This window comes from Ramlibacter sp. (assembly GCF_035548915.1).
Taxonomy (GTDB): Bacteria; Pseudomonadota; Gammaproteobacteria; order Burkholderiales; family Burkholderiaceae_C; genus Ramlibacter.
This window is the reverse complement of sequence record NZ_DASZSE010000029.1, coordinates 1-21,313: the sequence shown is the minus strand read 5'-3', so window position 1 is coordinate 21,313 and position 21,313 is coordinate 1. Positions and strand designations below refer to the sequence as shown.

Sequence of the window (21,313 nt, the reverse complement as noted above, 5' to 3'; positions counted from 1 at the left end):
ACAACGAGTCCTGCTCCGCGAGAGGCGGAACGAAAAGCTGGCGATCAGCGCGCGACCACGGTGAGGCTCCTGGACCGCCATGTACACCGATCGAAGCTTTCCGGGGCTTGCGAGTCCAGACACGCCGCGCTACTCTGCTCCTACCTCCCTGAGAATCCTATGGCCATGCCGACCACATCACCTTTGAAGCAGATCCACGCTGCGCAGCGGAAATGGGCAGAGAGCACTGGTCTGGCGTTCGATGAGAGAGGGTACGTGGAGCACTATGGGCGCAATCTCGCGAAAGCCTTGAATGCTACCGCTGTTCTAAGCTTTGAAGCGGGCAGCGGGAACGAGCTGACCGATACGGCGGCGCGACCGGCGAAGATGCGCGCACTCCACTCTTCGTCCGCGTTGGCGGCCAACGTTTTTGATCACTGGCTTGACCGGCCTGACTTGATCCTGCGATGGCTCGATGTTGCCGGCCAGGGCAAAGGCGCTTCATTCGAAGGAAAGCTCGCTACCGGCTTGCCCGGGGTGCCTCCGAACCTCGACTTGTTGATCACCCGTGCTGACGGGTCGCTGGTCGGCGTCGAATCCAAGTTCACAGAGTGGCTAGTTCCGGCGCGAGGCCGTGCGTCGCCATTCAAGGAGAAGTACTTCCCATCGGACAGATATCTTTGGGCGGAGCTGGGTCTTCCTTTGTGCCAAGAAGCTGCGGAGCGCATTCAGTCCGGGCAGCTCCGATTCCATTTCCTGAACGCACCCCAGTTGCTCAAGCATGCCCTTGGTCTGGCGTCGACGAAGTGCGACTTCGAACTCGTCTACCTCTATTACGACGCGCCCTCGTCAGAGGGAGAACAGCATGCTAACGAGGCGGCTGCTTTCGCGGTCACCGTCGCCGAGGATTTTCCGCTTCACGTTCGAACTTACCAGCAGGTGTTTGCGAACATCGCCAGTCAAGCGACTGCGCAGGAGACCGAGTACGTTTCCTACCTGAGAGCGAGATACTTCCCCGAAGTGAGGAGGTAGCGTATGGCGACAGGTCGGAGCACCAAACTCACGGGGGCTTTGGGAGAGTACCTCGTCGCTGCCGAACTCTCCCGGCGAGGATTCATTGCGGCACCATTCGCGTGCAATGTTCCGCATTTCGACATTCTTGCTCGCTTGCCGTTGCAGTTCCATCCGTTCACTCTTGCTCAGATTCATCATGCCCTTGATCGACATGATGATGCTAGCGAATTAATCGTTACAGTCCACTAGCAGCGTGGTGCGCATCCTGATCGCCCGTGCGGGACACATGGAATCAGGGGGCAAGTCACCGTGCCCGGCTTCGCCACGGGGCGTTTGACTGCCGTCGGTGCACCTCCTGTAGGCCATTAAAGCGGCTTGAAGATTGTCGCACCGGATTCATTCAGACGCGAGTAGAACTCCACCGCGTATCTGTCCGTCATACCCGCCACGAAGTCGCATACCATCCGGCGCTTGGAGTCCGAGTCCCTGAGGCGTCCGTACATGGTCTGTAGATCATCCGGCAGCAGAAAATGGCCCTCTTCGGAATCGAGTGTTTCGAAGATGGCCCGAACTACGTCGTAGCCACGATACTCGACCACCTTCATGCGAGGTGACATGATGGTAAGCAGGTAATTCAAGTGCTTGAGCGCCTCCACCTTGATCCTGGTTCCACGATCAACGATTAGCTCGGCGAAACGATGTTGGCCCTCTCCGAACCAACCGACGGTGATGCCCCGCATGAAGCTCCCCACCAAGCCGGAAGAGAAGTCGCAGCGCATCATGCCATCTGACGCGATGAGTTTGGAAGTCGTGTACGCCTCAAGTGGCTCGTCGCCTAGATCTTCGAACTGAAGCAGCTTTGCGATCGCTTCATAAATTTCCGCCTCTTCGATATCCTCCACCTCCTTGGCAATCTTGTCGCGGAGCCTGTCGACCAATTCCTTGCTGCCGCGCACCTTCCCAAGCAGCTGCAGCGGGTGAGTGAAGCCGCCTTTCATGGCGTCCTCCAGATCGTAGGTGGAGTACGCGATGTCGTCTGCGATATCCATGATCTGACACTCGATCGTCTTGAATTTCGCTCCCGGAGGCGGTGTGCCCACTGCCGCCTTGATCGCATCCACCAGAGGCTGCTCCGAGGCGTAGTAGCCCTTCACCAATTGCGCGGCCTTCGGTCTTTTCAACGGAATGGCTCGGTCGTACTTCAGCACTGCCGCCAGGCTTCGAAACGTCAAGTTCAAGCCGAGTCGACGGTCCGCCCCTTCGGGGGAGACTCCTATCATGTCGAGTACACCGTCATCGACCTGAACTTTCTTTTCCAGACGACAGAGGATTCGAAGCGTCTGCGCGTTTCCTTCGAAACCGCCGCTCTTCTTCATGCAGTCGTCGAGAGCGTGTTCGCCGTTATGCCCGAATGGCGGATGCCCAAGGTCGTGTGCCAGGCCCGCGAATTCGACAAGGTCGACATCGATCCGATTCGTCTGAAAGCGCTCGTCCGTCGTGTTGATCATCTGCGCGATGCCCTTCGCGATCTGCGCGACTTCCAGCGAATGGGTCAACCGATTCCGAAAGAAATCGGATTCATGCCCCGGGAAAAGTTGGGTCTTGCCCTGCAGGCGGCGAAAGCTGGGGGAATGCAGAAGCCGCCCGTAGTCACGCCGAAATGGACTTCTACCGACGTCCAGTTCCTCTTGCTCAGGGCGTATCCGCCCGCAGTCGCTGTCCTTGTAGATCATCGTCTCCTCCCGAAAACAGAAAAGCCACCCGAGGGTGGCTCTCACCCCAAGGTGGCTTGCCTCCAAAACCGAACCGCTACTTCGACTTGCTCGGCTTCTTGGTCTCTTGCCGCGCCGGCTTTTGCGCGTTCTCGCGCGGTTGCAAGCTCGACATCACCTGATGATAGTGGCTGAACCTGCTCTGAGCGGCCTTCCTGGCCGTCTCGGCAACCCGATTCTCTTGAGTCTTCATCACCGCACCTCCTGGGCCGTTCGATTCTAGGCCGCCGCTTCGAGGTTGGCGAGTAGGAGATTCTCGACAGGTCCTCAGGCAAAGTAGAAGCGCCTCGGAGCTACGAACTACCGAGGCGCTGCGATTCTGGTGGCCTGGGGCGGAATCGAACCACCGACACGCGGATTTTCAATCCGCTGCTCTACCAACTGAGCTACCAGGCCGAGAACCGACCATTATAGCAAGAGGGCGAAGCCCGAATCGCGGCTTGCCGCGCCCCTCACCCCAACCCTCCCCAAAGCGAGAGGGAGAAACTTCACCCCGCCCCCGTCCTCTTCCCCCGCGAAAGATCCACCCCAAGCTGCTTCAGCTTGCGATACAGGTGCGTCCGCTCCAGCCCCGTCTTCTCCGCCACGCGCGTCATCGAGCCACCCTCCTTCGCCAGATGGAACTCGAAGTAGCACTTCTCGAACTCGTCCCGCGCATCGCGCAGCGGCTTGTCCAGCTCGAACGTCTGCCGCGCCTGCGGGCCCATCTCCATCGGCGGCGGCAGGCTCTGGCCGCCCGTCATCGCGGCCTCCACCGTCAGCTCCGCCATCTGGATCGGCGCATTCACACCAAACCCCGGCCTGCGCGGCATCGCAGCCGCACCACCGGCAGCTGCCCCATTGCGCGACAAGCCCGCCTCCACCGCCTTCAGCAGCTTCTGCATCGTGATCGGCTTCTCCAGGAACGAGTGCGCACCGATCTTCGTCGCTTCCACCGCGGTCTCGATCGTCGCATGGCCACTCATCATCACCACCGGCATGCTCAGCTGGCCCGTGGTGGACCACTCCTTCAACAGCGTCACGCCATCGGTGTCGGGCATCCAGATGTCCAACAGCACCAGGTCCGGGCGCATGCGCTGGCGCGCACCCCGGGCCTGCGCCGCGTTTTCCGCGAGTTCGACGCTGTGGCCCTCGTCGTTCAAGATTTCCGACAACAGATCCCGGATGCCCAGTTCGTCGTCGACCACCAATATGTTTGCCATTGAGGATGATCGGTTGCCGCAAACCGCTCGCCCCATTCGCTTCTTCGTCTTGCGGGCAAGTGTTGTCAGTTCGCAACTGCGAATGATAACGACACTTGGGCGCCCTGCACCACACCCTGCTCTGTGCGATTTTTCAGGTCCACCCGCGCGCCATGCTCATCCGCGATTTTTTTCACGACCGCAAGACCCAGCCCCGTCCCCTTCGGCTTCGTCGTCACGTACGGCTCGAACGCTCGCTTCAGGATGTGATCGGGAAAGCCCACCCCCGAATCCTGCACCACAAGCCGCACCCGGTGGCTCGCCTCGTTCCACTGCGTGCGGATCAACACGTCCCGCCGCTCGCGCCCCTCGGTCGCGTCCTGCGCGTTCTGCACCAGGTTGTGGATCACCTGCCTCAGCTGCTGCGCATCCGCAAGGATGGGCGGGCACCGCGCATCGAGCTGCATGCGCACCGTCGCATGCGACAGCGCCGCGGGCGCATCGCCCTCGCGCTCGTAAAGGTGCACCACATCGGCAACCAGGGCATTGATGTCGAGCGGCCGCAGCGCCGCCGTCGGCAGCCGCGCATAGTCGCGAAATTCGTTCACCAGGCGCTTCATCGCGTCCACCTGGTCGACGATCGTGTGCACGGACTTCTGAACGATCGCCCGTTCGGTCTCGCCGAGCTTCCCGGCCAACTTCATCTCCAGCCGCTCGGCCGACAACTGGATCGGCGTGAGCGGATTCTTGATCTCGTGCGCAAGCCGCCGCGCCACTTCACCCCAGGCCTGCGCACGCTGCGCCGAGACGATCTCGGAGATGTCGTCGAACACCAGCAGGCGCGCGTGCTCCGGCATCTCCGCGCCGCGCGCCACGAGCGTGAGCATGTGCGCCTGCGCCATGCCCGGCTGCTGCGCCACGTTCAGCTCGAACGACTGCTGCCAGTGGTCCAGCCCGTGCTGGCGCCGTTCGTCCATGTATTCGTCGAACTGCTGCTGCACCGCGTTGCCGAAGTTCTCCAGGCCCTCGACTTCCGCGAGCCGCCGGCCCTCCTGCGCCGCGAGCGGCACGCGCAGGATGCGCGTCGCGCCCGGGTTGGAGCTCAGGATGCGCCCTTCGGCGTCGAGCACGATCACGCCGGCCGTGAGGTTGTCCAGGATGGTCTGCAGGTTGGTGCGCGCGGCCGTCACTTCCTCCATGCTCTTTTCCACCGCGCCGCGCGCGTCGGCGAGCTGCTGCGTCATCTCCGCGAACGACCGCGTGAGGCCGCCCAGCTCATCCTTGCCCTGCAGTGCCGGCTTGGGCGATAGGTCGCCCGCGGCCACCTCGCGCACGCCGGCCGCGAGCAGCAGCAGCGGCCGCGCGAGCTGGTGGCCCAGCACCACCGCAAGCAGCACCGCGCCCATCACCGACAGAAAAAGGCTCAGCGTGAGCGTGCCGATGTACATGCGGCGCAGGCCCTCGCGCGCGAGTGCGCGTTCCTGGTATTCGCGGTTCGCCTCCTGCACCGCGATCGCGTTTTGCACGAGCGTCGTCGGCAAGGGCTGCACCGCCTGCAGGAAGCGCGGCTCCGCCAGCAGCCCGAAACTGGGCGCAGGCACGACCGCGATCGCCTTGATGCGCGCATTGCTGATCTGCCCGGGCTCGTCCAGGCCCTCGATGATCGCAAGCGTGCGCTGGCTGCGCGCGGTACGCAGTTGCTGCGGCGTAGGCCGTTCGGGATTGAGCTGGAAGCGCGACTGGCCGACGCTCGCGACGACCTGACCGGCCGCGCTCCAGAGGATCACATCGGTCGCGCCAAGCTGGTCGCGCATGCGCTCGAGCGCGAGCGGCGCGCCGCTGTCGGAGGTTTCGGCCAGTTGCACCGCCGCGGCCCGCGTCTTGTTCGCGAAGTCGTTGGCGAGCGTGTCGAGCGACGACCGCCCGAGGCTCAGCCCCGCGTCGAGCGCGCCTTCCACCTTCACATCGAACCAGCTTTCGATCGAACGAGAGACGAACTGGTAGGAGACGACGTAGATGAAAAGCCCGGGGATGAAGCCCACCAGCGCGAAGATCGCGGCGAGCTTCACGAGCAGCCGGCTGCCGAACTTGCCGCGTCTCAGGCGCGAAGCCAGGCGCACCACCACCCACACGATCACCGCGAAGAGCAGCCCCGCCACGATCACGTTCAGCGCGAGCAGCTTGCCGTAGTTCTGCTCGTACAGCTCGCGGTTGCCCGTCGCCTGCGTGAGCAGGAACAGCAGCACGATGCCGATCGCGACCATCACCGTCGCGCCCACGCCGATCGCCCAGCGCAACGCACGCGGCGACGCTTCCAGGAGCGATCGCGAACGTGGTTCTTCGAACGTCACGGCCGTCACCTCTGCGCGTCGAGGACGATGCGCTGGGTGCGGCTCGCGCCGATGTTCCAGTCGGCCTGGCCCAAAGCGCCGATCTGGAACGGGCGCGGCAGCTGCGACACATCGAGCCGGAAGCTGAATTCCACCGAATGGCGCGCCTCGGGGTCGAGCTCCGCATCCGCGATCTTCCAGTGCGCGATGTGCTGCACGGCCGCGAGCGCCTCTTCCTTCGTGTCGAAGCTCTGGCCGAGCGCAAGCCCGGAGCTGCCGATCGGGCCGGACGACACCTGCAGCCGCCAGCGGCGCGTGAGGGGCTGGTAGGACAGGCGCATGTGCCGCGTGGCCGTGGCGATCTTCTTGTCGTACCAGTACCAGCGGTCCCGCAGCACCGTCGCCTCGGCCACGAAAAAGATCGGGATGCCCTTGGCCAGCGCGTCTTCCACGGGCGTCGGCAAGTCGAACTTCGTGTGCGCGGTAAGCAGGATGCCTTCTTCCCCGCGCTCGACTTCGAGCTGCGTGATTTCGGCATGGCCCGGCTGGGCCCGCACCGGCAATGCGCAGACCATGCAGGCGAGCAGCACGAGGACAAGGCCCGCGAGCCTAGCTGCCGCGCTTTTGAAGCAATGCGTAGTAGAAACCGTCGTGGTCACCCTGGAGATTGTCCCTAAGCGCGTGCGCCTTGGCTCTCGTTTGGGGCATCAAATGGCCGGGGCCGGGCTGCAAAACGGCCGCTTTGTTGTGTGCAACAAACGCCGCGATGCGCGCCTCGCCCTCGGCACGGAACACCGAGCACGTGCAGTACACGAAGCGGCCGCCATTCTTCACGAGCGGCCAGAGCGCATCGAGCAGCCGCGCCTGTCGTACGGAGAGTGATGCGATGTCGGCTTCGCGGCGCAGCCACCGCACGTCGGGGTGGCGTCGCACGATGCCCGAGGCGGTGCAGGGCGCATCGAGCAGGATGGCGTCGAAGAAGCGGCCGTCCCACCAGCTCGCGGGGTCTCCTGCGTCCGCGGCTTGCACTTTGGCGTGCAGACCCAGGCGGCGCAGGTTGTCTTCGATGCGCTCGCAACGCGCTGGGTCGATGTCGAGCGCGAGAAGGTCTGCGTGGCTCAGCTCCGCGATGTGCGCCGTCTTGCCGCCGGGGGCGGCGCAGGCGTCGAGGATGCGCAGCGGCTTCTCCTGCGCCTCCCGGTGCCCGAGCAGCAAGGCCGCTGCGACTTGCGCGCCGGCATCCTGCACGGATAGCTTGCCTTCGGCGAAGCCAGGGATGTCGTTCACCGCGCGGGCCCTTTGCAGCACGAGGCCTGCTTCGCCCACCGGGTCGGACGCAATGCCCGCCTGATCGAGCGCGGCAGCCGCCTCATCGCGCGTCCACCGCCGCGTATTCACGCGCAGCGTCAGCGGGGCGGGCTCGTTGTTCGCTTCGAGGATCTGCTGCCAGGTGTCCGGCCAGTCGGCCTTCACTCGCTCGATCCACCACTTCGGATGGTTCCAGCGCGCGACCGGGTCCTTGTCGGTCGCGGCGACGAGCGCGTCGCGCTCGCGCAGGAAGCGACGCAGGCAGGCGTTGACGAAGGCATGCTGGCCGCGCATCGCCGGGTCGTGCTTCGCGGCTTCCACCGCCTGGTCCACGAGCGTGAATGACTCGTAGGGAGCGTCTTCCGCACGCCAGCACAGTGCCAGCGCCGTGAGCAGCAGCGCATCCGCCGGCGCTGCGGGCGCGCGCCTCGCGAGCTTGCTTCGCAGCGCCTGCGCGCGGCCGAGCTCACGCAATGCATGAAACGAGAGCGACTGCGCCGCACCGCGCAGCTCGCTCGGCACGCGCGCGAGCGCGGGCGTCGCCGACTCGCCGCTGCGCACGGCCGCGATCACCGATGCGGCCGCCTGCAGCTGCCGCCAGAGAGGCACCGCCGTCATTTCGCTCGCAGCCCGCGTCCGGCCTGGAAGCCGAAGAGCCATGCGAGCAGCGAAGCGGGAAACTGCGCGATCGCTTCGTTGTAGCGCGCGATCGCTTCGTTGAACTTCGCGATGGCTGCCTGGACCTGCGCCGCAACCTGGACGCGTTCGGCCGTGATGTCGCGCGGCAGGCGTGGCCCCGCCAGGTCGTGCGCGTCGTCGCGCTCGGCGCGTTCCCACGCCATCTCCAGCACCTCCTGAGCGGCGCCGAGCGCCGCGATGCGATCGGCCTCCAGCGGCTTTTGCCGCGCCGCCGCGAGCGACGCCGCGAACTGCATCGCCGCGCCGTGCAAACCGCTCCAGAAGGCGCTGACACCGTCGAACTGCGAAGGCGGGTGCGATTCTTCGTCGGCCGGCATGCAGGCGTTCACCAGTTCCACTTCCCGCGTGAGCAGCGACTCCAGCGCCGCGAACGCGGCGTTGCAGTCCGCCCGCATGCGCACGAGCCGGTTGTACGCGCCGATGCCCCAGAAGAGCAGCAGTGCGCCCGCGGCCCACCCGATCCAGGACGATGAAGATGCCGGTTCCATCCGTACAAAACAAAGCGCCACCGCCCCGTGAGGAGCGATGGCGCCATGCAGTTTAGCGAAGAGGCGTCCTCAGTGGATCGGTGTGCTCGTGCTCTCGCCGGCGTCGCCCGCCTCGCCCGGCGCGGCTTCACCCACGCTCGCGAGCTCGGCCGCTTCGGCATCGGCGATGGCGCGGCGCTCGGCCTCGTCCATCTGGTCCTTCGCCTTGCGCGCGACGTGGTACGCCATGCCGGTGCCCGCGGGAATCAGGCGGCCGACGATCACGTTTTCCTTCAGGCCGCGCAGTTCGTCGCGCTTGCCCATGATCGCCGCTTCGGTGAGCACGCGCGTCGTTTCCTGGAACGAGGCGGCCGAAATGAACGAGTCGGTCGAGAGCGACGCCTTCGTGATCCCCAGCAGCAGGTTGCTGTAGGTCGCGGGGATCTTGTTTTCGCCGCGCAGCCGGTCGTTCGTGTCGAGGATCTCCGAACGCTCCACCTGTTCGCCCGCGATGTAGTCGCTCTCGCCCGGGTTCTCGATGATCACGCGGCGCAGCATCTGGCGAACGATCACCTCGATGTGCTTGTCGTTGATCTTCACACCCTGCAGACGATAGACGTCCTGCACCTCGTCGACGATGTAGCGCGCGAGTTCCTCCATGCCGAGCAGGCGCAGGATGTCCTGCGGGTCCGCCGGGCCGTCCACGATCGACTCGCCCTTGTTCACCACCTGGCCTTCGTGCACGAGGATGTTCTTTTCCTTCGGCACGAGTTCTTCCCACACCTTGCCGTCCGGGTCGGTGATCTGCAGGCGCACCTTGCCCTTGGTTTCCTTGCCGAACGAGACCGTGCCCGTCATCTCGGCGAGGATGCCCTTGTCCTTCGGCGAACGCGCTTCGAAGAGTTCCGCCACGCGCGGCAGGCCGCCCGTGATGTCGCGGGTCTTCTGGCCTTCCACCGGGATGCGGGCCAGCACTTCGCCGGGGCCCACGTCCTGGCCGTCGCGCACCTGGATCAGCGCGCCCACCTGGAACTGGATCGTCACCGAGTGGTCGGTGCCGGGGATCTTCACCTCGTTGCCGGCCGGGTCGACCAGCTTCACCTGCGGACGCACGACCTTCGCGGAGCCGCGGCGCTTCGGGTCGATCACGACGAGCGTGGAAAGTCCCGTCACTTCGTCGACCTGCTTGGCGACGGTGAGGCCTTCCTCGACGTTCTCGAACTTCACGCGTCCCGCGAATTCCGTGATGATGGGTCGCGTGAGCGGGTCCCAGTTGGCAAGCACGGTGCCGGCCTTGATCTGCTGATCGGCCTTCACCGTGAGCGTCGCGCCGTACGGAACCTTGTGGCGCTCGCGCTCACGGCCGTGCTCGTCGTGGATCACGATTTCGCCCGAACGCGAGATGACGACGAGTTCGCCCTTCTGGTTCGTCACGTAGCGCATCGTCGGGTTGAAGCCGACAAGGCCCGAGGACTTCGCTTCGACGCTCGAGGCCACGGCCGCACGCGACGCCGCGCCGCCGATGTGGAACGTGCGCATCGTGAGCTGCGTGCCCGGCTCGCCGATCGACTGCGCGGCGATCACGCCCACCGCTTCGCCGACGTTCACGAGGCCGCCGCGGCCCAGGTCGCGGCCGTAGCACTTGGAGCACAGGCCGAAGCGCGTCGCGCAGGTGAGCGCCGTGCGCACGCGCACTTCGTCCACGCCGGCGTTCTCGATGTCGTCCATCGCGTCTTCGTCCAGCATGCTGCCGGCTTGCACGATCACCTCGCGCGTCTCGGGGTGCAGCACGTCCTCCGCGGCGACGCGGCCGAGGATGCGGTCGCGCAGCGACTCGATCACTTCGCCGCCTTCGACGATGGCGCGCATGAGCGAGCCGTCGGTCGTCGTGCAGTCCTCCTCGGTCACGACGAGGTCCTGCGTCACGTCCACGAGGCGGCGCGTGAGGTAGCCCGAGTTCGCGGTCTTCAGCGCCGTGTCGGCGAGACCCTTTCGGGCGCCGTGCGTGGAGATGAAGTACTGCAGCACGTTCAGCCCCTCGCGGAAGTTGGCCGTGATGGGCGTCTCGATGATCGAGCCGTCCGGCTTGGCCATGAGGCCGCGCATGCCCGCGAGCTGGCGAATCTGCGCGGCGGAGCCGCGCGCGCCCGAGTCGGCCATCATGTAGATGGAGTTGAACGACTCCTGCTCCACTTCGCGGCCGTTGCGGTCGGTCACCTTCTCCTTCGCGAGCTGGGCCATCATCACGCGCGACACTTCGTCGCCCGCCTTGCCCCAGATGTCCACCACCTTGTTGTAGCGCTCGCCGGCGGTGACGAGGCCCGAGACATACTGCTGCTCGATCTCCTTCACTTCCTTTTCGGAGCGCTCGATGATGTTGTGCTTTTCCTTGGGCACCAGCATGTCGTCGATGGCGATCGAGATGCCGGCCTTCGTCGCGAGGCGGAAGCCGTTTTGCAGCAGCTTGTCCGCGAACACCACCGTTTCCTTCAGGCCGCACTTGCGGAAGGACGCGTTGATGAGGCGCGAGATCTCCTTCTTCTTGAGGGCCTTGTTCAGGTTGCTGAAAGGCAGGCCCTTGGGCAGGATTTCGGAGAGCAGCGCGCGGCCGACCGTCGTGTCGACGAGCGACGTCGACGGAACGAACTCGCCGCTCGTCTTGTCGCGGTTCCACTCGGTGAGGCGCACGGCGATCTTCGCCGTGAGTTCCACCACGCCGGCGTCGAGCGCGCGCTGCACTTCGGGCACGTCGGAGAAGATGAGGCCTTCACCCCTCGCGTTGATGCGCTCGCGCGTCGTGTAGTAGAGGCCGAGCACCACGTCCTGCGAAGGCACGATGGACGGTTCGCCCGAGGCCGGGAACAGCACGTTGTTGGAGGCGAGCATCAGCGTGCGCGCTTCCATCTGCGCTTCCACCGACAGCGGCACGTGCACAGCCATCTGGTCGCCGTCGAAGTCGGCGTTGAACGCCGCGCACACGAGCGGGTGCAGCTGGATCGCCTTGCCTTCGATCAGGATCGGCTCGAACGCCTGGATGCCCAGGCGGTGCAGCGTGGGCGCGCGGTTCAGGAGCACCGGATGCTCCTTGATCACTTCTTCCAGGATGTCCCACACCACCGGCGTGCCGGCTTCGACTTCCTTCTTCGCGGCCTTGATCGTGGTCGCGATGCCCATGGCTTCCAGGCGCGAGAAGATGAAGGGCTTGAAGAGTTCGAGCGCCATCAGCTTCGGCAGGCCGCACTGGTGCAGCTTGAGCGTCGGGCCCACGGTGATGACCGAACGGCCCGAGTAGTCGACGCGCTTGCCGAGCAGGTTCTGGCGGAAGCGGCCGCTCTTGCCCTTGATCATGTCGGCGAGCGACTTGAGAGCCCGCTTGTTCGCGCCGGTCATGGCCTTGCCGCGGCGGCCGTTGTCGAGCAGCGAGTCGACGGCTTCCTGCAGCATGCGCTGTTCGTTGCGCGCGATGATTTCGGGCGCCTTCAGCTCCAGCAGGCGCTTCAGGCGCGAGTTGCGGTTGATGACGCGGCGATAGAGGTCGTTCAGGTCGGAGGTCGCGAAGCGGCCGCCGTCGAGCGGCACGAGCGGACGCAGGTCGGGCGGCAGCACGGGCAGCACGTCCATCACCATCCACTCGGGCTTCATGCCCGACTTCTTGAACGCCTCGAGCACCTTCAGGCGCTTCGCGTTCTTCTTCACCTTCACTTCCGAGCCGGTGAGGTCGCCGCGCAGCTTCTCGATCTCGACGTCGAGGTCGATGCCCTGCAGCAGGTCCTTGATGCCTTCGGCGCCCATCTTGGCGACGTATTCGTCACCGTACTCCTTTCGCTTGGCCTCGTAGTCGTCCTCGGACATGATGCCGAACTTCTTGAGCGGTGTCATGCCGGGGTCGGTCACGACGTACGCTTCGAAGTACAGCACGCGCTCGATGTCGCGCAGCGTCATGTCGAGCACGAGGCCCAGGCGCGAAGGCAGGGACTTCAGGAACCAGATGTGCGCGCACGGCGCGGCCAGGTCGATGTGGCCCATGCGTTCGCGGCGCACCTTGGTCTGCGTCACTTCCACGCCGCACTTCTCGCAGATCACGCCGCGGTGCTTCAGGCGCTTGTACTTGCCGCACAGGCACTCGTAGTCCTTGATCGGGCCGAAGATCTTGGCGCAGAAGAGGCCGTCGCGTTCGGGCTTGAACGTGCGGTAGTTGATCGTCTCCGGCTTCTTCACTTCGCCGAAGGACCAGGAACGGATCTTCTCGGGCGAGGCGATGCCGATGCGGATGGCATCGAAATGCTCGTCCGGCGTGAACTGCTTGAACAGGTCGAGTAGCGATTTCATGAAACTCTGTTCCTTTCTTGATCAGTTGGGGTCAGAGCACAATTTGCTTCGCAAATTCGTGATCCGACCCACAAAGCATTACGAACGCTCGAGTTCGATGTCGATGCCGAGCGACCTGATTTCCTTCACCAGCACGTTGAACGACTCCGGCATGCCGGCGTCGATCGCGTGCTCGCCCTTGACGATGGACTCGTACACCTTGGTGCGGCCCTGCACGTCGTCGGACTTCACGGTCAGCATTTCCTGCAGCGTGTAGGAAGCTCCGTAGGCTTCGAGCGCCCACACTTCCATTTCGCCGAAACGCTGGCCGCCGAACTGGGCCTTGCCGCCGAGCGGCTGCTGCGTGACCAGCGAGTACGGGCCGGTCGAGCGCGCGTGCATCTTGTCGTCCACGAGGTGGTGCAGCTTCAGCACGTGCATGTAGCCCACGGTCACCGCGCGCTCGAACTGGTCTCCGGTGCGCCCGTCGTACAGGTAGGCCTGCGTGCGCGTGGCCGTGAGGCCCTTGCGTTTGGCGACTTCCTCCGGATAGGCCATCTGCAGCATGCCGCGGATTTCCTCTTCCGACGCGCCGTCGAAGACCGGTGTCGCGAAGGGGATGCCCTTCGCGAGTTCACCGGCCATCTCGATCACTTCGCCTTCGGCGAGGTCACCCAGCGCTTCGCGCTTGCCCGACTTGTTGTACAGCTCGTCCATGAACTTGCGCAGCTCCGCGGCCTTGGCCTCTTCCTGCAGCATGTTGCCGATGCGCTGCCCGATGCCTTTGGCCGCCCACCCCAGATGCACTTCGAGCACCTGCCCCACGTTCATGCGCGAGGGCACGCCCAGCGGGTTCAGCACGATGTCGCACGGTGTGCCGTCGGCCATGTAGGGCATGTCCTCGACCGGAACGATCTTCGACACCACCCCCTTGTTGCCGTGGCGGCCGGCCATCTTGTCGCCGGGCTGCAGGCGGCGCTTGACGGCGAGGTACACCTTCACCATCTTCAGCACGCCCGCGGGCAGCTCGTCGCCTTGCGTGAGCTTCTTTCTCTTCTCTTCGAACGCGAGGTCGAAGCTGTGGCGCGTCTGCTCGAGCGAGTTCTTGATCGACTCGAGCTGCGAGGCGATGTCGTCTTCCGCCGGGCGGATATCGAACCAGTGGTACTTCTCGACCGAGTCGAGGTAGGCACGGTCGATCTTCGCGCCCTTCATCAGCTTTTGCGGTCCGCCGTTGGCCACTCGCCCGTTCAGGAGCTTCGCGATCCGGTCGAACGCGTCGGCTTCCACGATGCGAAGCTGGTCGTTCAGGTCGAGGCGGAAGCGTTTCAGTTCATCGTCGATGATCTGCTGCGCGCGCTTGTCGCGCTGGATGCCTTCGCGCGTGAACACCTGCACGTCGATCACGGTGCCTTGCGAGCCCTGGTCGACGCGCAGCGAGGTGTCCTTCACGTCCGAAGCCTTCTCGCCGAAGATCGCGCGCAGGAGCTTTTCTTCCGGCGTGAGCGTGGTCTCGCCCTTGGGCGTGACCTTGCCCACCAGCACGTCGCCCGGCTGCACTTCCGCGCCGACGTAGATGATGCCCGACTCGTCCAGGCGGTTGAGCTGCTGCTCCGACAGGTTCGGGATGTCGCGCGTGATTTCCTCGGGGCCGAGTTTCGTGTCGCGCGCCATCACCACGAGCTCCTCGATGTGGATCGAGGTGTAGCGGTCATCCGCCACGACGCGTTCGCTGATGAGGATCGAGTCCTCGAAGTTGTAGCCGTTCCAGGGCATGAAAGCGACGAGCATGTTCTGGCCGAGCGCGAGCTCACCGAGATCCGTCGACGCGCCGTCGGCGATCACGTCGCCGCGGCAGATCTTGTCGCCGCGCTTCACGATCGGACGCTGGTGGATGTTCGTGTTCTGGTTGGAGCGCTGATACTTGATGAGGTTGTAGATGTCCACGCCCACTTCACCGGCGGCGGCTTCGTCGTCGTTCACGCGCACCACGATGCGCGTCGCGTCGACATAGTCCACCACGCCGCCGCGATTGGCCGTGACCACCGTGCCCGAGTCGACCGCCGACACGCGTTCGATGCCCGTGCCGACGAAAGCCTTCTCCGGACGCAGCACCGGCACCGCCTGGCGCTGCATGTTGGCGCCCATCAGCGCGCGGTTCGCGTCGTCGTGCTCGAGGAAGGGCACGAGCGAAGCGGCCACCGAGACGATCTGCGCGGGCGACACGTCCATGTACTGGATGCGGTCGGCGCCCACCAGGATCGATTCGCCCTTTTCGCGCGCGGAGACGAGGTCACCGGTCAGCCGGCCTTCCTTGTCGAGCGTGGCGTTGGCCTGCGCGATCACGTACTTGCCTTCTTCGATCGCCGAGAGGTAGTCGATCTCGTTCGTGACCTTGCTGTCGTGCACCCGGCGGTACGGCGTCTCGATGAAGCCGTATTCGTTCAGGCGCGCATAGAGCGCGAGCGAGTTGATGAGGCCGATGTTCGGGCCTTCCGGCGTCTCGATCGGGCACACGCGGCCGTAATGCGTGACGTGCACGTCGCGCACTTCGAAGCCGGCACGTTCGCGCGTCAGGCCGCCCGGGCCGAGCGCGGAGACGCGGCGCTTGTGCGTGATCTCCGACAGCGGGTTCGTCTGGTCCATGAACTGCGACAGCTGCGAGGCGCCGAAGAACTCCTTCAGCGCCGCGGAGATCGGCTTGGAGTTGATCAGGTCGTGCGGCATCAGCGGCTCTTGTTCGGCCTGGCCGAGGCGTTCCTTCACGGCCTTTTCGATCCGCGCGAGACCCGTGCGGTACTGGTTTTCCGCCAGCTCGCCCACGCAGCGCACGCGGCGGTTGCCCAGGTGGTCGATGTCGTCCACTTCGCCGCGGCCGTTGCGCAGGTCCACGAGGATCTTCACGACCGCGAGGATGTCGTCGTTGGTGAGGACCATCGGGCCGTCGGAGTTGTCGCGCCCGACCTTGGCGTTGAACTTCATGCGGCCCACGCGCGACAGGTCGTACGTGTCCGGGTTGTAGAAGAGGCGCTGGAAGAGCGCCTGCACGGCGTCTTCGGTCGGCGGCTCGCCGGGGCGCATCATGCGGTAGATCGCGACGCGCGCGGCGAACTCGTCGACCGTCTCGTCGATGCGCAGCGTCTGGCTGATGTACGGGCCCTGGTCCAGCTCGTTCGTGTAGATCGCCTGCAGCTCCTGGATGTGCGCGGCGCGCAGCTTCTTCAGCAGCGACTCGGTGAGCTCGTCGTTCGCCTTCGCGATGATTTCGCCCGTCTCCGGATCGATGATGTTGCGAGCGACCACCCGGCCGACGAGGAAGTCCTCGGGCACGGAGATGTGCGTCGTGCCCGTCTGCTCGAGCTCGCGCGTGTGCCGCGCGGTGACGCGCTTGTCCTTCGCGATGACGACCTTGCCGGACTTGTCCGTGATGTCGAAGCGCGCCACTTCGCCGCGCAGGCGCTCCGGCACGAATTCGAGCTGCGCGCCCGTATCCATGAGGCGGAAGTTGTCGTTCACGAAGAAGTTCGCGAGGATCGTCTCCGGCGTGAGTCCGATCGCCTTCAGAAGAATCGTGACCGGCATCTTGCGGCGGCGGTCGACGCGGAAATAGAGCACGTCCTTCGGGTCGAATTCGAAGTCGAGCCACGAGCCGCGATACGGGATGATCCGCGCGGAGAAAAGCAGCTTGCCCGAGCTGTGCGTCTTGCCCTTGTCGTGCTCGAAGAAGACACCCGGGGAGCGGTGCAGCTGCGACACGATCACGCGCTCGGTGCCGTTGATGATGAACGAGCCTTTGTCCGTCATGAGCGGCACTTCGCCCATGTAGACCTCCTGCTCCTTCACCTCCTTCACCACCTTCGACTGCGGCGTGGACGACTCGCGGTCGTAGATGATGAGCTGCACGCGCGCGCGCACGGCCGACGCGAAGGTGAGGCCGCGCGTCTGGCACTCGCGCACGTCGAACGCCGGCTTCGCGAGGTTGTACTCGATGAACTTCATCTCCACGAAGCCGTTGTGGGAGACGATCGGGAATGCGGAGTCGAAAGCGGCCTGCAAGCCTTCGATGGTTCGTTTTTGCGGCGGAAGGTCGGCTTGCAGGAACGCGGTGTACGCGTCCTTCTGCATCTGCAGCAGGTACGGCACGTCGAGCACGCTGTCGCGCTTGCCGAAACTCTTGCGGATGCGCTTGCGTTCGGTGTAGGAATAGGCCATGAGATCTCCGGGCTAGTCAGCTCGCAACTGTCGGTTCCCGAAACGGGCGGTTTTCGGGACGCTCTTGGCGGGTTGGCCACTACCAACCTTGGCGGACGGCCCTGCGTTGCACGGGGCCCGAACCAAGCAGTCTTCTGCAGTCGGGTCAGAAGTCACTCGTAAAAACCGCGCCGGGCCACGCCTGGGCGATGTTTACGGGTGCTTTCTTCGCACCTCTCCTGAAGCGCCAAAGGCTGGAGGCCCTTTCCGAAGGACGCTCCAGCCCCGGGCCTGGATCGAATTACTTGAGTTCGACCTTGGCGCCGGCGTCTTCCAGCTTCTTCTTCGCGGCCTCGGCGTCGGCCTTGGCGATGCCTTCCTTGACGGGCTTCGGCGCGCCGTCCACCAGATCCTTGGCTTCCTTCAGCCCCAGGCCCGTGATTTCGCGAACCGCCTTGATGACCGACACCTTGTTCGCGCCGGCTTCCAGCAGCTGCACGGTGAATTCGGTCTTCTCTTCGACCGGAGCGGCGGCGGCGGCGCCGGCGCCACCGGCAGCCGGAGCGGCCATCGACGCGGCGGACACGCCGAACTTCTCTTCGATCGCCTTCACGAGGTCATTGAGTTCCATGACGGTCATGCTGTCCAGCGCCGTCAGGAATGCGTCTTTGTCGAATGCCATTTTGAACTTTCCGAAATAAGTTGGTTACCGGTAGGGCTGCTTTCGCGCCGCGGCCGACTCGAGGTCAGGCGGCGGCGGCAGCAGCGCCTTCTTCCTTCTTCTTCGCCAGAGCCGCCAGCACGCCCGCGGTGCGGGAGATGGGCGACTGCAGCAGGCCGCAAAGCTGCGCCAGCAGAACTTCCTTCGTCGGGATGTTCGCAAGCGTCTTCACGCCGTTGACGTCCAGGGCCTTGCCCCCGTACACACCGCCGCGGATGACGAGCTTGTCGTTCGTCTTCGCGAAATCGGCCACCACCTTCGCGGCGGCCACGGCGTCCACGGAAAAGCCATAGATCAGCGGGCCGGTCATCTGGCCGCTCGCCACTTCGAAGCTCGAACCGGTCACAGCCCGGCGGGCCAGCGTGTTCTTCAGAACACTCAGGTCCACGCCCTGGCTGCGGGCACTGGCGCGCAGCTTCGTCATGTCGGCGACCGCGATGCCGCGGTATTCCGCCATCACCAGCGTTTGAGCTTTTGCGGCGAGAGCCGTCACCTCGTCGATGACGGCTTGCTTCTCACTGCGATTCAGACTCAAGGTCTACTCCTTCAAAATGCGTTTCGGGGTCTTTCCCCCTCCACGCGCCCTTTGATCCAGCGACCAACCGTTTCCAGAAATCTCTCAATCTCTTTCGCGGCGGGATCGCCATCTGCGTTGGCCGGCTTTCTTCGCCGATTAAGAGGGTCACCCCCCGCCAACGGTCTTGGATGGCCCGCCGTCTCGCGACGGCGGCCCACCACAGCTGCGGTTACGCCGCGACAGGCGTCGTGGCGATCGTCTGCGTATCCACGCGAACGCCCACACCCATCGTCGACGAAACCGCGACTTTCCTCAGGTACACACCCTTGCTCGTTGCCGGCTTGGCCTTGTTCAGCGCATCGATGAGCGCCGTGAGGTTGCCTTGCAGCTTGTCGGATTCGAACGAGCGCCGGCCGATCGTGGCGTGGATGATCCCCGCCTTGTCAGCCCGAAACTGAACCTGGCCCGCCTTCGCGTTCTTCACCGCGGTGGCGACGTCCGGCGTGACCGTGCCCACCTTCGGGTTCGGCATCAGGCCGCGCGGACCCAGGATCTGGCCGAGCTGGCCGACGACGCGCATCGCATCCGGCGCGGCAATCACCACGTCGAAGTTGATGGTGCCCGACTTCACCTGCGCCGCGAGGTCGTCCATGCCGACCACGTCCGCGCCGGCCGCCTTGGCTTCATCCGCCTTCGGACCCTGTGCGAACACCGCCACGCGCTTGGTCTTGCCGGTGCCGTTGGGCATGACGACCGCGCCGCGCACCACCTGGTCCGACTTCTTCGGGTCGATGCCGAGCTGCACCGCCACGTCGATGGATTCATCGAACTTGGCCGTCGCGGCGTCCTTCACCATCCCGAGCGCGTCGGGCAGCGGATAGAGCTTCGTGCTGTCCACCTTGCCCTGCAGGGACTTCTGCTTTTTCGTGAGCTTGGCCATTTACACGCCCTCCACGGTCACGCCCATCGAGCGGGCCGAGCCCGCGATGGTCCTCACGGCCGCGTCGAGATCGGCGGCCGTCATGTCCTTCATCTTGGTCTTGGCGATCTCCTCGAGCTGCGCGCGGGTGATCTTGCCGACCTTGTCGGTGTGCGGCCGCTGCGAGCCCTTGTCCAGCTTGATCGCCTTCTTGATCAGCGTCGTCGCAGGCGGCGTCTTGATGATGAAGGTGAAGCTCTTGTCCGCGAACGCGGTGATCACCACCGGCAGCGGCAACCCGGGCTCGACGCCCTGGGTCTGGGCGTTGAACGCCTTGCAGAACTCCATGATGTTCAGGCCGCGCTGACCGAGCGCGGGCCCGATCGGCGGCGACGGGTTGGCCTTGCCGGCCGGCACTTGCAGCTTGATGAAGCCGACGATTTTCTTCGCCATGGTTCACTTTCCTTGCGGGTCGTAGCGCCAGGTGTCTCGCACCGGGCTCCCCGGGGGTTATCAGCTCACTCATTCGGCGGGGCACCCTTCGGTCACCCCACCCTGCGATGCGCGCCGAGCCGCGAAGGCGCGCATCTGGGGCGCTCAGGTCTTTTCGACCTGGGCAAATTCCAGTTCCACCGGCGTCGCGCGGCCGAAGATCGTGACGGACACGCGCACCTTGCTCTTCTCGTAGTTGACTTCCTCGACTGTGCCGTTGAAGTCCGTGAACGGGCCGTCCTTCACGCGAACGTACTCGCCCACCGTGAATTCGACCTTGTGGCGCGGCTTCTCCACGCCCTCTTCGATCTGGCCCATGATCTTCGCGACCTCTTCGTCGCTGATCGGCGCCGGACGGTTCTTGGCACCGCCCACGAAGCCCGTCACCTTGTTGGTGTGCTTCACCAGGTGCCAGGTGTCGTCGTTCATGATCATCTGCACGAGCACGTAGCCCGGGTAGAACCGGCGTTCGGACGTGCGCTTCTGGCCGTTCTTGATCTCGACCACTTCTTCCGTCGGCACCAGGATCTCGCCGAACATGTCCTGCATGCCCGAGCGGACGATGCGCTCGCGGATGTTGCGCTCCACCGCCTTTTCCATGCCGGAATAGGCGTGCACGACATACCAGCGCATGTCGGGGTGCTTCGGCTTGGCCGGCACGCCGCCTTCCGGCGCTTCGCTATTCTGGTTCTCGGTTTCGCTCATCGCTTTATTTCTTCCACCCGAGGATCAGGTCGTAGAACACCCATTCCAGGGTCTTGTCGGTCGTCCAGAGGAACAGGGCCATGACCGCGACGAAGCCGAACACGTACGCGGTCATCTGGATCGCCTCCTTGCGGCTCGGCCAGACGACCTTCTTCACTTCTTTCCACGCATCGCGCGCGAAGGCGACGAACTCCTTGCCCGGCTCGGACGTGAAGAACACCACCACGGCAGCCACCAGGCCCGCCACCAGCGCGCCCCACTGGGCGATGGGGCCCTGCTTGCCGAGCAGGTAGAAGCCCGCGACGGCGGCGATCACCAGGGCGATCGAGCCGCCCAGCTTCGCCTTGTCGGCGCCGGTACTGACGGTTTCAACTTGAGAAGCGGCCATCTTTGGCGTCAATTCCTGCAAATATCTATGCGTCTCCTGAGACGCTGAAGCCCGACACGCGGCCGGGCTCGTTTTCGGTGGGCGCCACTCACGTGGCAGGGGCAGTAGGAATCGAACCTACAACCTTCGGTTTTGGAGACCGACGCTCTGCCAATTGAGCTATACCCCTTCGCCGAACTCCTTACTCCATGATCTTGGCGACGACGCCCGCGCCCACCGTCTTGCCGCCCTCGCGGATGGCAAACCGCAGGCCCTCTTCCATGGCGATCGGGGCGATCAGCTTCACCGTGATCGTCACGTTGTCGCCCGGCATCACCATTTC

General features: G+C 64.7%; 15 protein-coding genes, 2 tRNA genes and 1 pseudogene. 1 reads left to right on the top strand and 17 read right to left on the bottom strand.

Going from position 1 to position 21,313, the window contains the following annotated elements:
• Positions 1–159 precede the first annotated feature (159 nt).
• The gene (locus tag VHA82_RS10200) at positions 160–1,011 is read left to right on the top strand and encodes a PGN_0703 family putative restriction endonuclease (RefSeq protein ID WP_325543146.1); all 852 of its coding nucleotides are present in this window, start codon (positions 160–162) and stop codon (positions 1,009–1,011) included.
• Positions 1,012–1,358: 347 nt separating this feature from the next.
• Here VHA82_RS10200 and dgt read toward each other — a convergent pair whose 3' ends face one another.
• From dgt to tuf, 17 genes and pseudogenes are all read right to left on the bottom strand, one after another.
• Positions 1,359–2,726, bottom strand: a complete 1,368-nt coding sequence (gene dgt / locus VHA82_RS10195) for a dGTP triphosphohydrolase (protein WP_325543144.1) — start codon at positions 2,724–2,726, stop codon at positions 1,359–1,361.
• 359 nt (positions 2,727–3,085) lie between these two features.
• Positions 3,086–3,161, bottom strand: a tRNA-Phe gene (locus VHA82_RS10190).
• A gap of 92 nt (positions 3,162–3,253) precedes the next feature.
• On the bottom strand, positions 3,254–3,967 hold the full coding sequence (locus VHA82_RS10185; protein WP_325543428.1) for a response regulator: 714 nt from the start codon (positions 3,965–3,967) through the stop codon (positions 3,254–3,256).
• Between the two features lie 65 nt (positions 3,968–4,032).
• Positions 4,033–6,306, bottom strand: a complete 2,274-nt coding sequence (locus VHA82_RS10180) for a sensor histidine kinase (protein ID WP_414708640.1) — start codon at positions 6,304–6,306, stop codon at positions 4,033–4,035.
• Positions 6,303–6,851, bottom strand: coding sequence for a DUF4390 domain-containing protein (locus VHA82_RS10175; protein WP_325543139.1), 549 nt, complete (start codon positions 6,849–6,851; stop codon positions 6,303–6,305). Before VHA82_RS10175 ends, VHA82_RS10180 begins: the two co-directional genes overlap by 4 nt.
• Before the next feature lie 34 nt (positions 6,852–6,885).
• Positions 6,886–8,202, bottom strand: a complete 1,317-nt coding sequence (gene rsmB / locus VHA82_RS10170; protein ID WP_325543137.1) for a 16S rRNA (cytosine(967)-C(5))-methyltransferase RsmB — start codon at positions 8,200–8,202, stop codon at positions 6,886–6,888.
• Positions 8,199–8,771: a LemA family protein gene (locus tag VHA82_RS10165; protein ID WP_325543135.1), complete on the bottom strand. Its 573-nt coding sequence runs from the start codon at positions 8,769–8,771 to the stop codon at positions 8,199–8,201. Before VHA82_RS10165 ends, rsmB begins: the two co-directional genes overlap by 4 nt.
• Positions 8,772–8,840: 69 nt before the next feature.
• A complete protein-coding gene (gene rpoC, locus VHA82_RS10160) occupies positions 8,841–13,079 on the bottom strand; it encodes a DNA-directed RNA polymerase subunit beta' (protein WP_325543133.1) in 4,239 nt (1,412 codons plus the stop codon).
• A gap of 78 nt (positions 13,080–13,157) precedes the next feature.
• Entirely contained in the window at positions 13,158–17,270 is a 4,113-nt protein-coding gene (rpoB, locus tag VHA82_RS10155; RefSeq protein ID WP_325543131.1) for a DNA-directed RNA polymerase subunit beta, read from the bottom strand.
• Positions 17,271–17,550: 280 nt separating this feature from the next.
• A complete protein-coding gene (rplL, locus tag VHA82_RS10150) occupies positions 17,551–17,931 on the bottom strand; it encodes a 50S ribosomal protein L7/L12 (protein WP_325543129.1) in 381 nt (126 codons plus the stop codon).
• A 64-nt stretch (positions 17,932–17,995) separates the two neighbouring features.
• Positions 17,996–18,505 (bottom strand): 50S ribosomal protein L10, encoded by a 510-nt coding sequence (rplJ, locus tag VHA82_RS10145; protein ID WP_325543127.1) that lies wholly within the window; start codon positions 18,503–18,505, stop codon positions 17,996–17,998.
• Between the two features lie 211 nt (positions 18,506–18,716).
• On the bottom strand, positions 18,717–19,427 hold the full coding sequence (gene rplA, locus VHA82_RS10140) for a 50S ribosomal protein L1 (RefSeq protein WP_325543125.1): 711 nt from the start codon (positions 19,425–19,427) through the stop codon (positions 18,717–18,719).
• Positions 19,428–19,859, bottom strand: coding sequence for a 50S ribosomal protein L11 (gene rplK / locus VHA82_RS10135; protein WP_325543122.1), 432 nt, complete (start codon positions 19,857–19,859; stop codon positions 19,428–19,430).
• Between the two features lie 144 nt (positions 19,860–20,003).
• On the bottom strand, positions 20,004–20,531 hold the full coding sequence (gene nusG / locus VHA82_RS10130; RefSeq protein WP_414708643.1) for a transcription termination/antitermination protein NusG: 528 nt from the start codon (positions 20,529–20,531) through the stop codon (positions 20,004–20,006).
• Positions 20,532–20,607: 76 nt separating this feature from the next.
• Complete coding sequence (gene secE / locus VHA82_RS10125; RefSeq protein WP_325543117.1) at positions 20,608–20,991, bottom strand: preprotein translocase subunit SecE; 384 nt, start codon at positions 20,989–20,991, stop codon at positions 20,608–20,610.
• A gap of 93 nt (positions 20,992–21,084) precedes the next feature.
• Positions 21,085–21,160: transfer RNA gene (locus VHA82_RS10120), tRNA-Trp, on the bottom strand.
• Between the two features lie 12 nt (positions 21,161–21,172).
• A pseudogene (gene tuf / locus VHA82_RS10115) lies at positions 21,173–21,313 on the bottom strand (elongation factor Tu); the annotation flags it as partial.

Bases quoted from the DNA above. Each gene is read 5' to 3' on its own strand.
- VHA82_RS10200 (WP_325543146.1), top strand. From the start codon at position 160: ATGGCCATGCCGACCACATCACCTTTGAAGCAGATCCACGCTGCGCAG.
- dgt (WP_325543144.1), bottom strand. From the start codon at position 2,726: ATGATCTACAAGGACAGCGACTGCGGGCGGATACGCCCTGAGCAAGAG.
- VHA82_RS10185 (WP_325543428.1), bottom strand. From the start codon at position 3,967: ATGGCAAACATATTGGTGGTCGACGACGAACTGGGCATCCGGGATCTG.
- VHA82_RS10175 (WP_325543139.1), bottom strand. From the start codon at position 6,851: ATGGTCTGCGCATTGCCGGTGCGGGCCCAGCCGGGCCATGCCGAAATC.
- rsmB (WP_325543137.1), bottom strand. From the start codon at position 8,202: ATGACGGCGGTGCCTCTCTGGCGGCAGCTGCAGGCGGCCGCATCGGTG.
- VHA82_RS10165 (WP_325543135.1), bottom strand. From the start codon at position 8,771: ATGGAACCGGCATCTTCATCGTCCTGGATCGGGTGGGCCGCGGGCGCA.
- rpoC (WP_325543133.1), bottom strand. From the start codon at position 13,079: ATGAAATCGCTACTCGACCTGTTCAAGCAGTTCACGCCGGACGAGCAT.
- rpoB (WP_325543131.1), bottom strand. From the start codon at position 17,270: ATGGCCTATTCCTACACCGAACGCAAGCGCATCCGCAAGAGTTTCGGC.
- rplL (WP_325543129.1), bottom strand. From the start codon at position 17,931: ATGGCATTCGACAAAGACGCATTCCTGACGGCGCTGGACAGCATGACC.
- rplA (WP_325543125.1), bottom strand. From the start codon at position 19,427: ATGGCCAAGCTCACGAAAAAGCAGAAGTCCCTGCAGGGCAAGGTGGAC.
- rplK (WP_325543122.1), bottom strand. From the start codon at position 19,859: ATGGCGAAGAAAATCGTCGGCTTCATCAAGCTGCAAGTGCCGGCCGGC.
- nusG (WP_414708643.1), bottom strand. From the start codon at position 20,531: ATGCGCTGGTATGTCGTGCACGCCTATTCCGGCATGGAAAAGGCGGTG.
- secE (WP_325543117.1), bottom strand. From the start codon at position 20,991: ATGGCCGCTTCTCAAGTTGAAACCGTCAGTACCGGCGCCGACAAGGCG.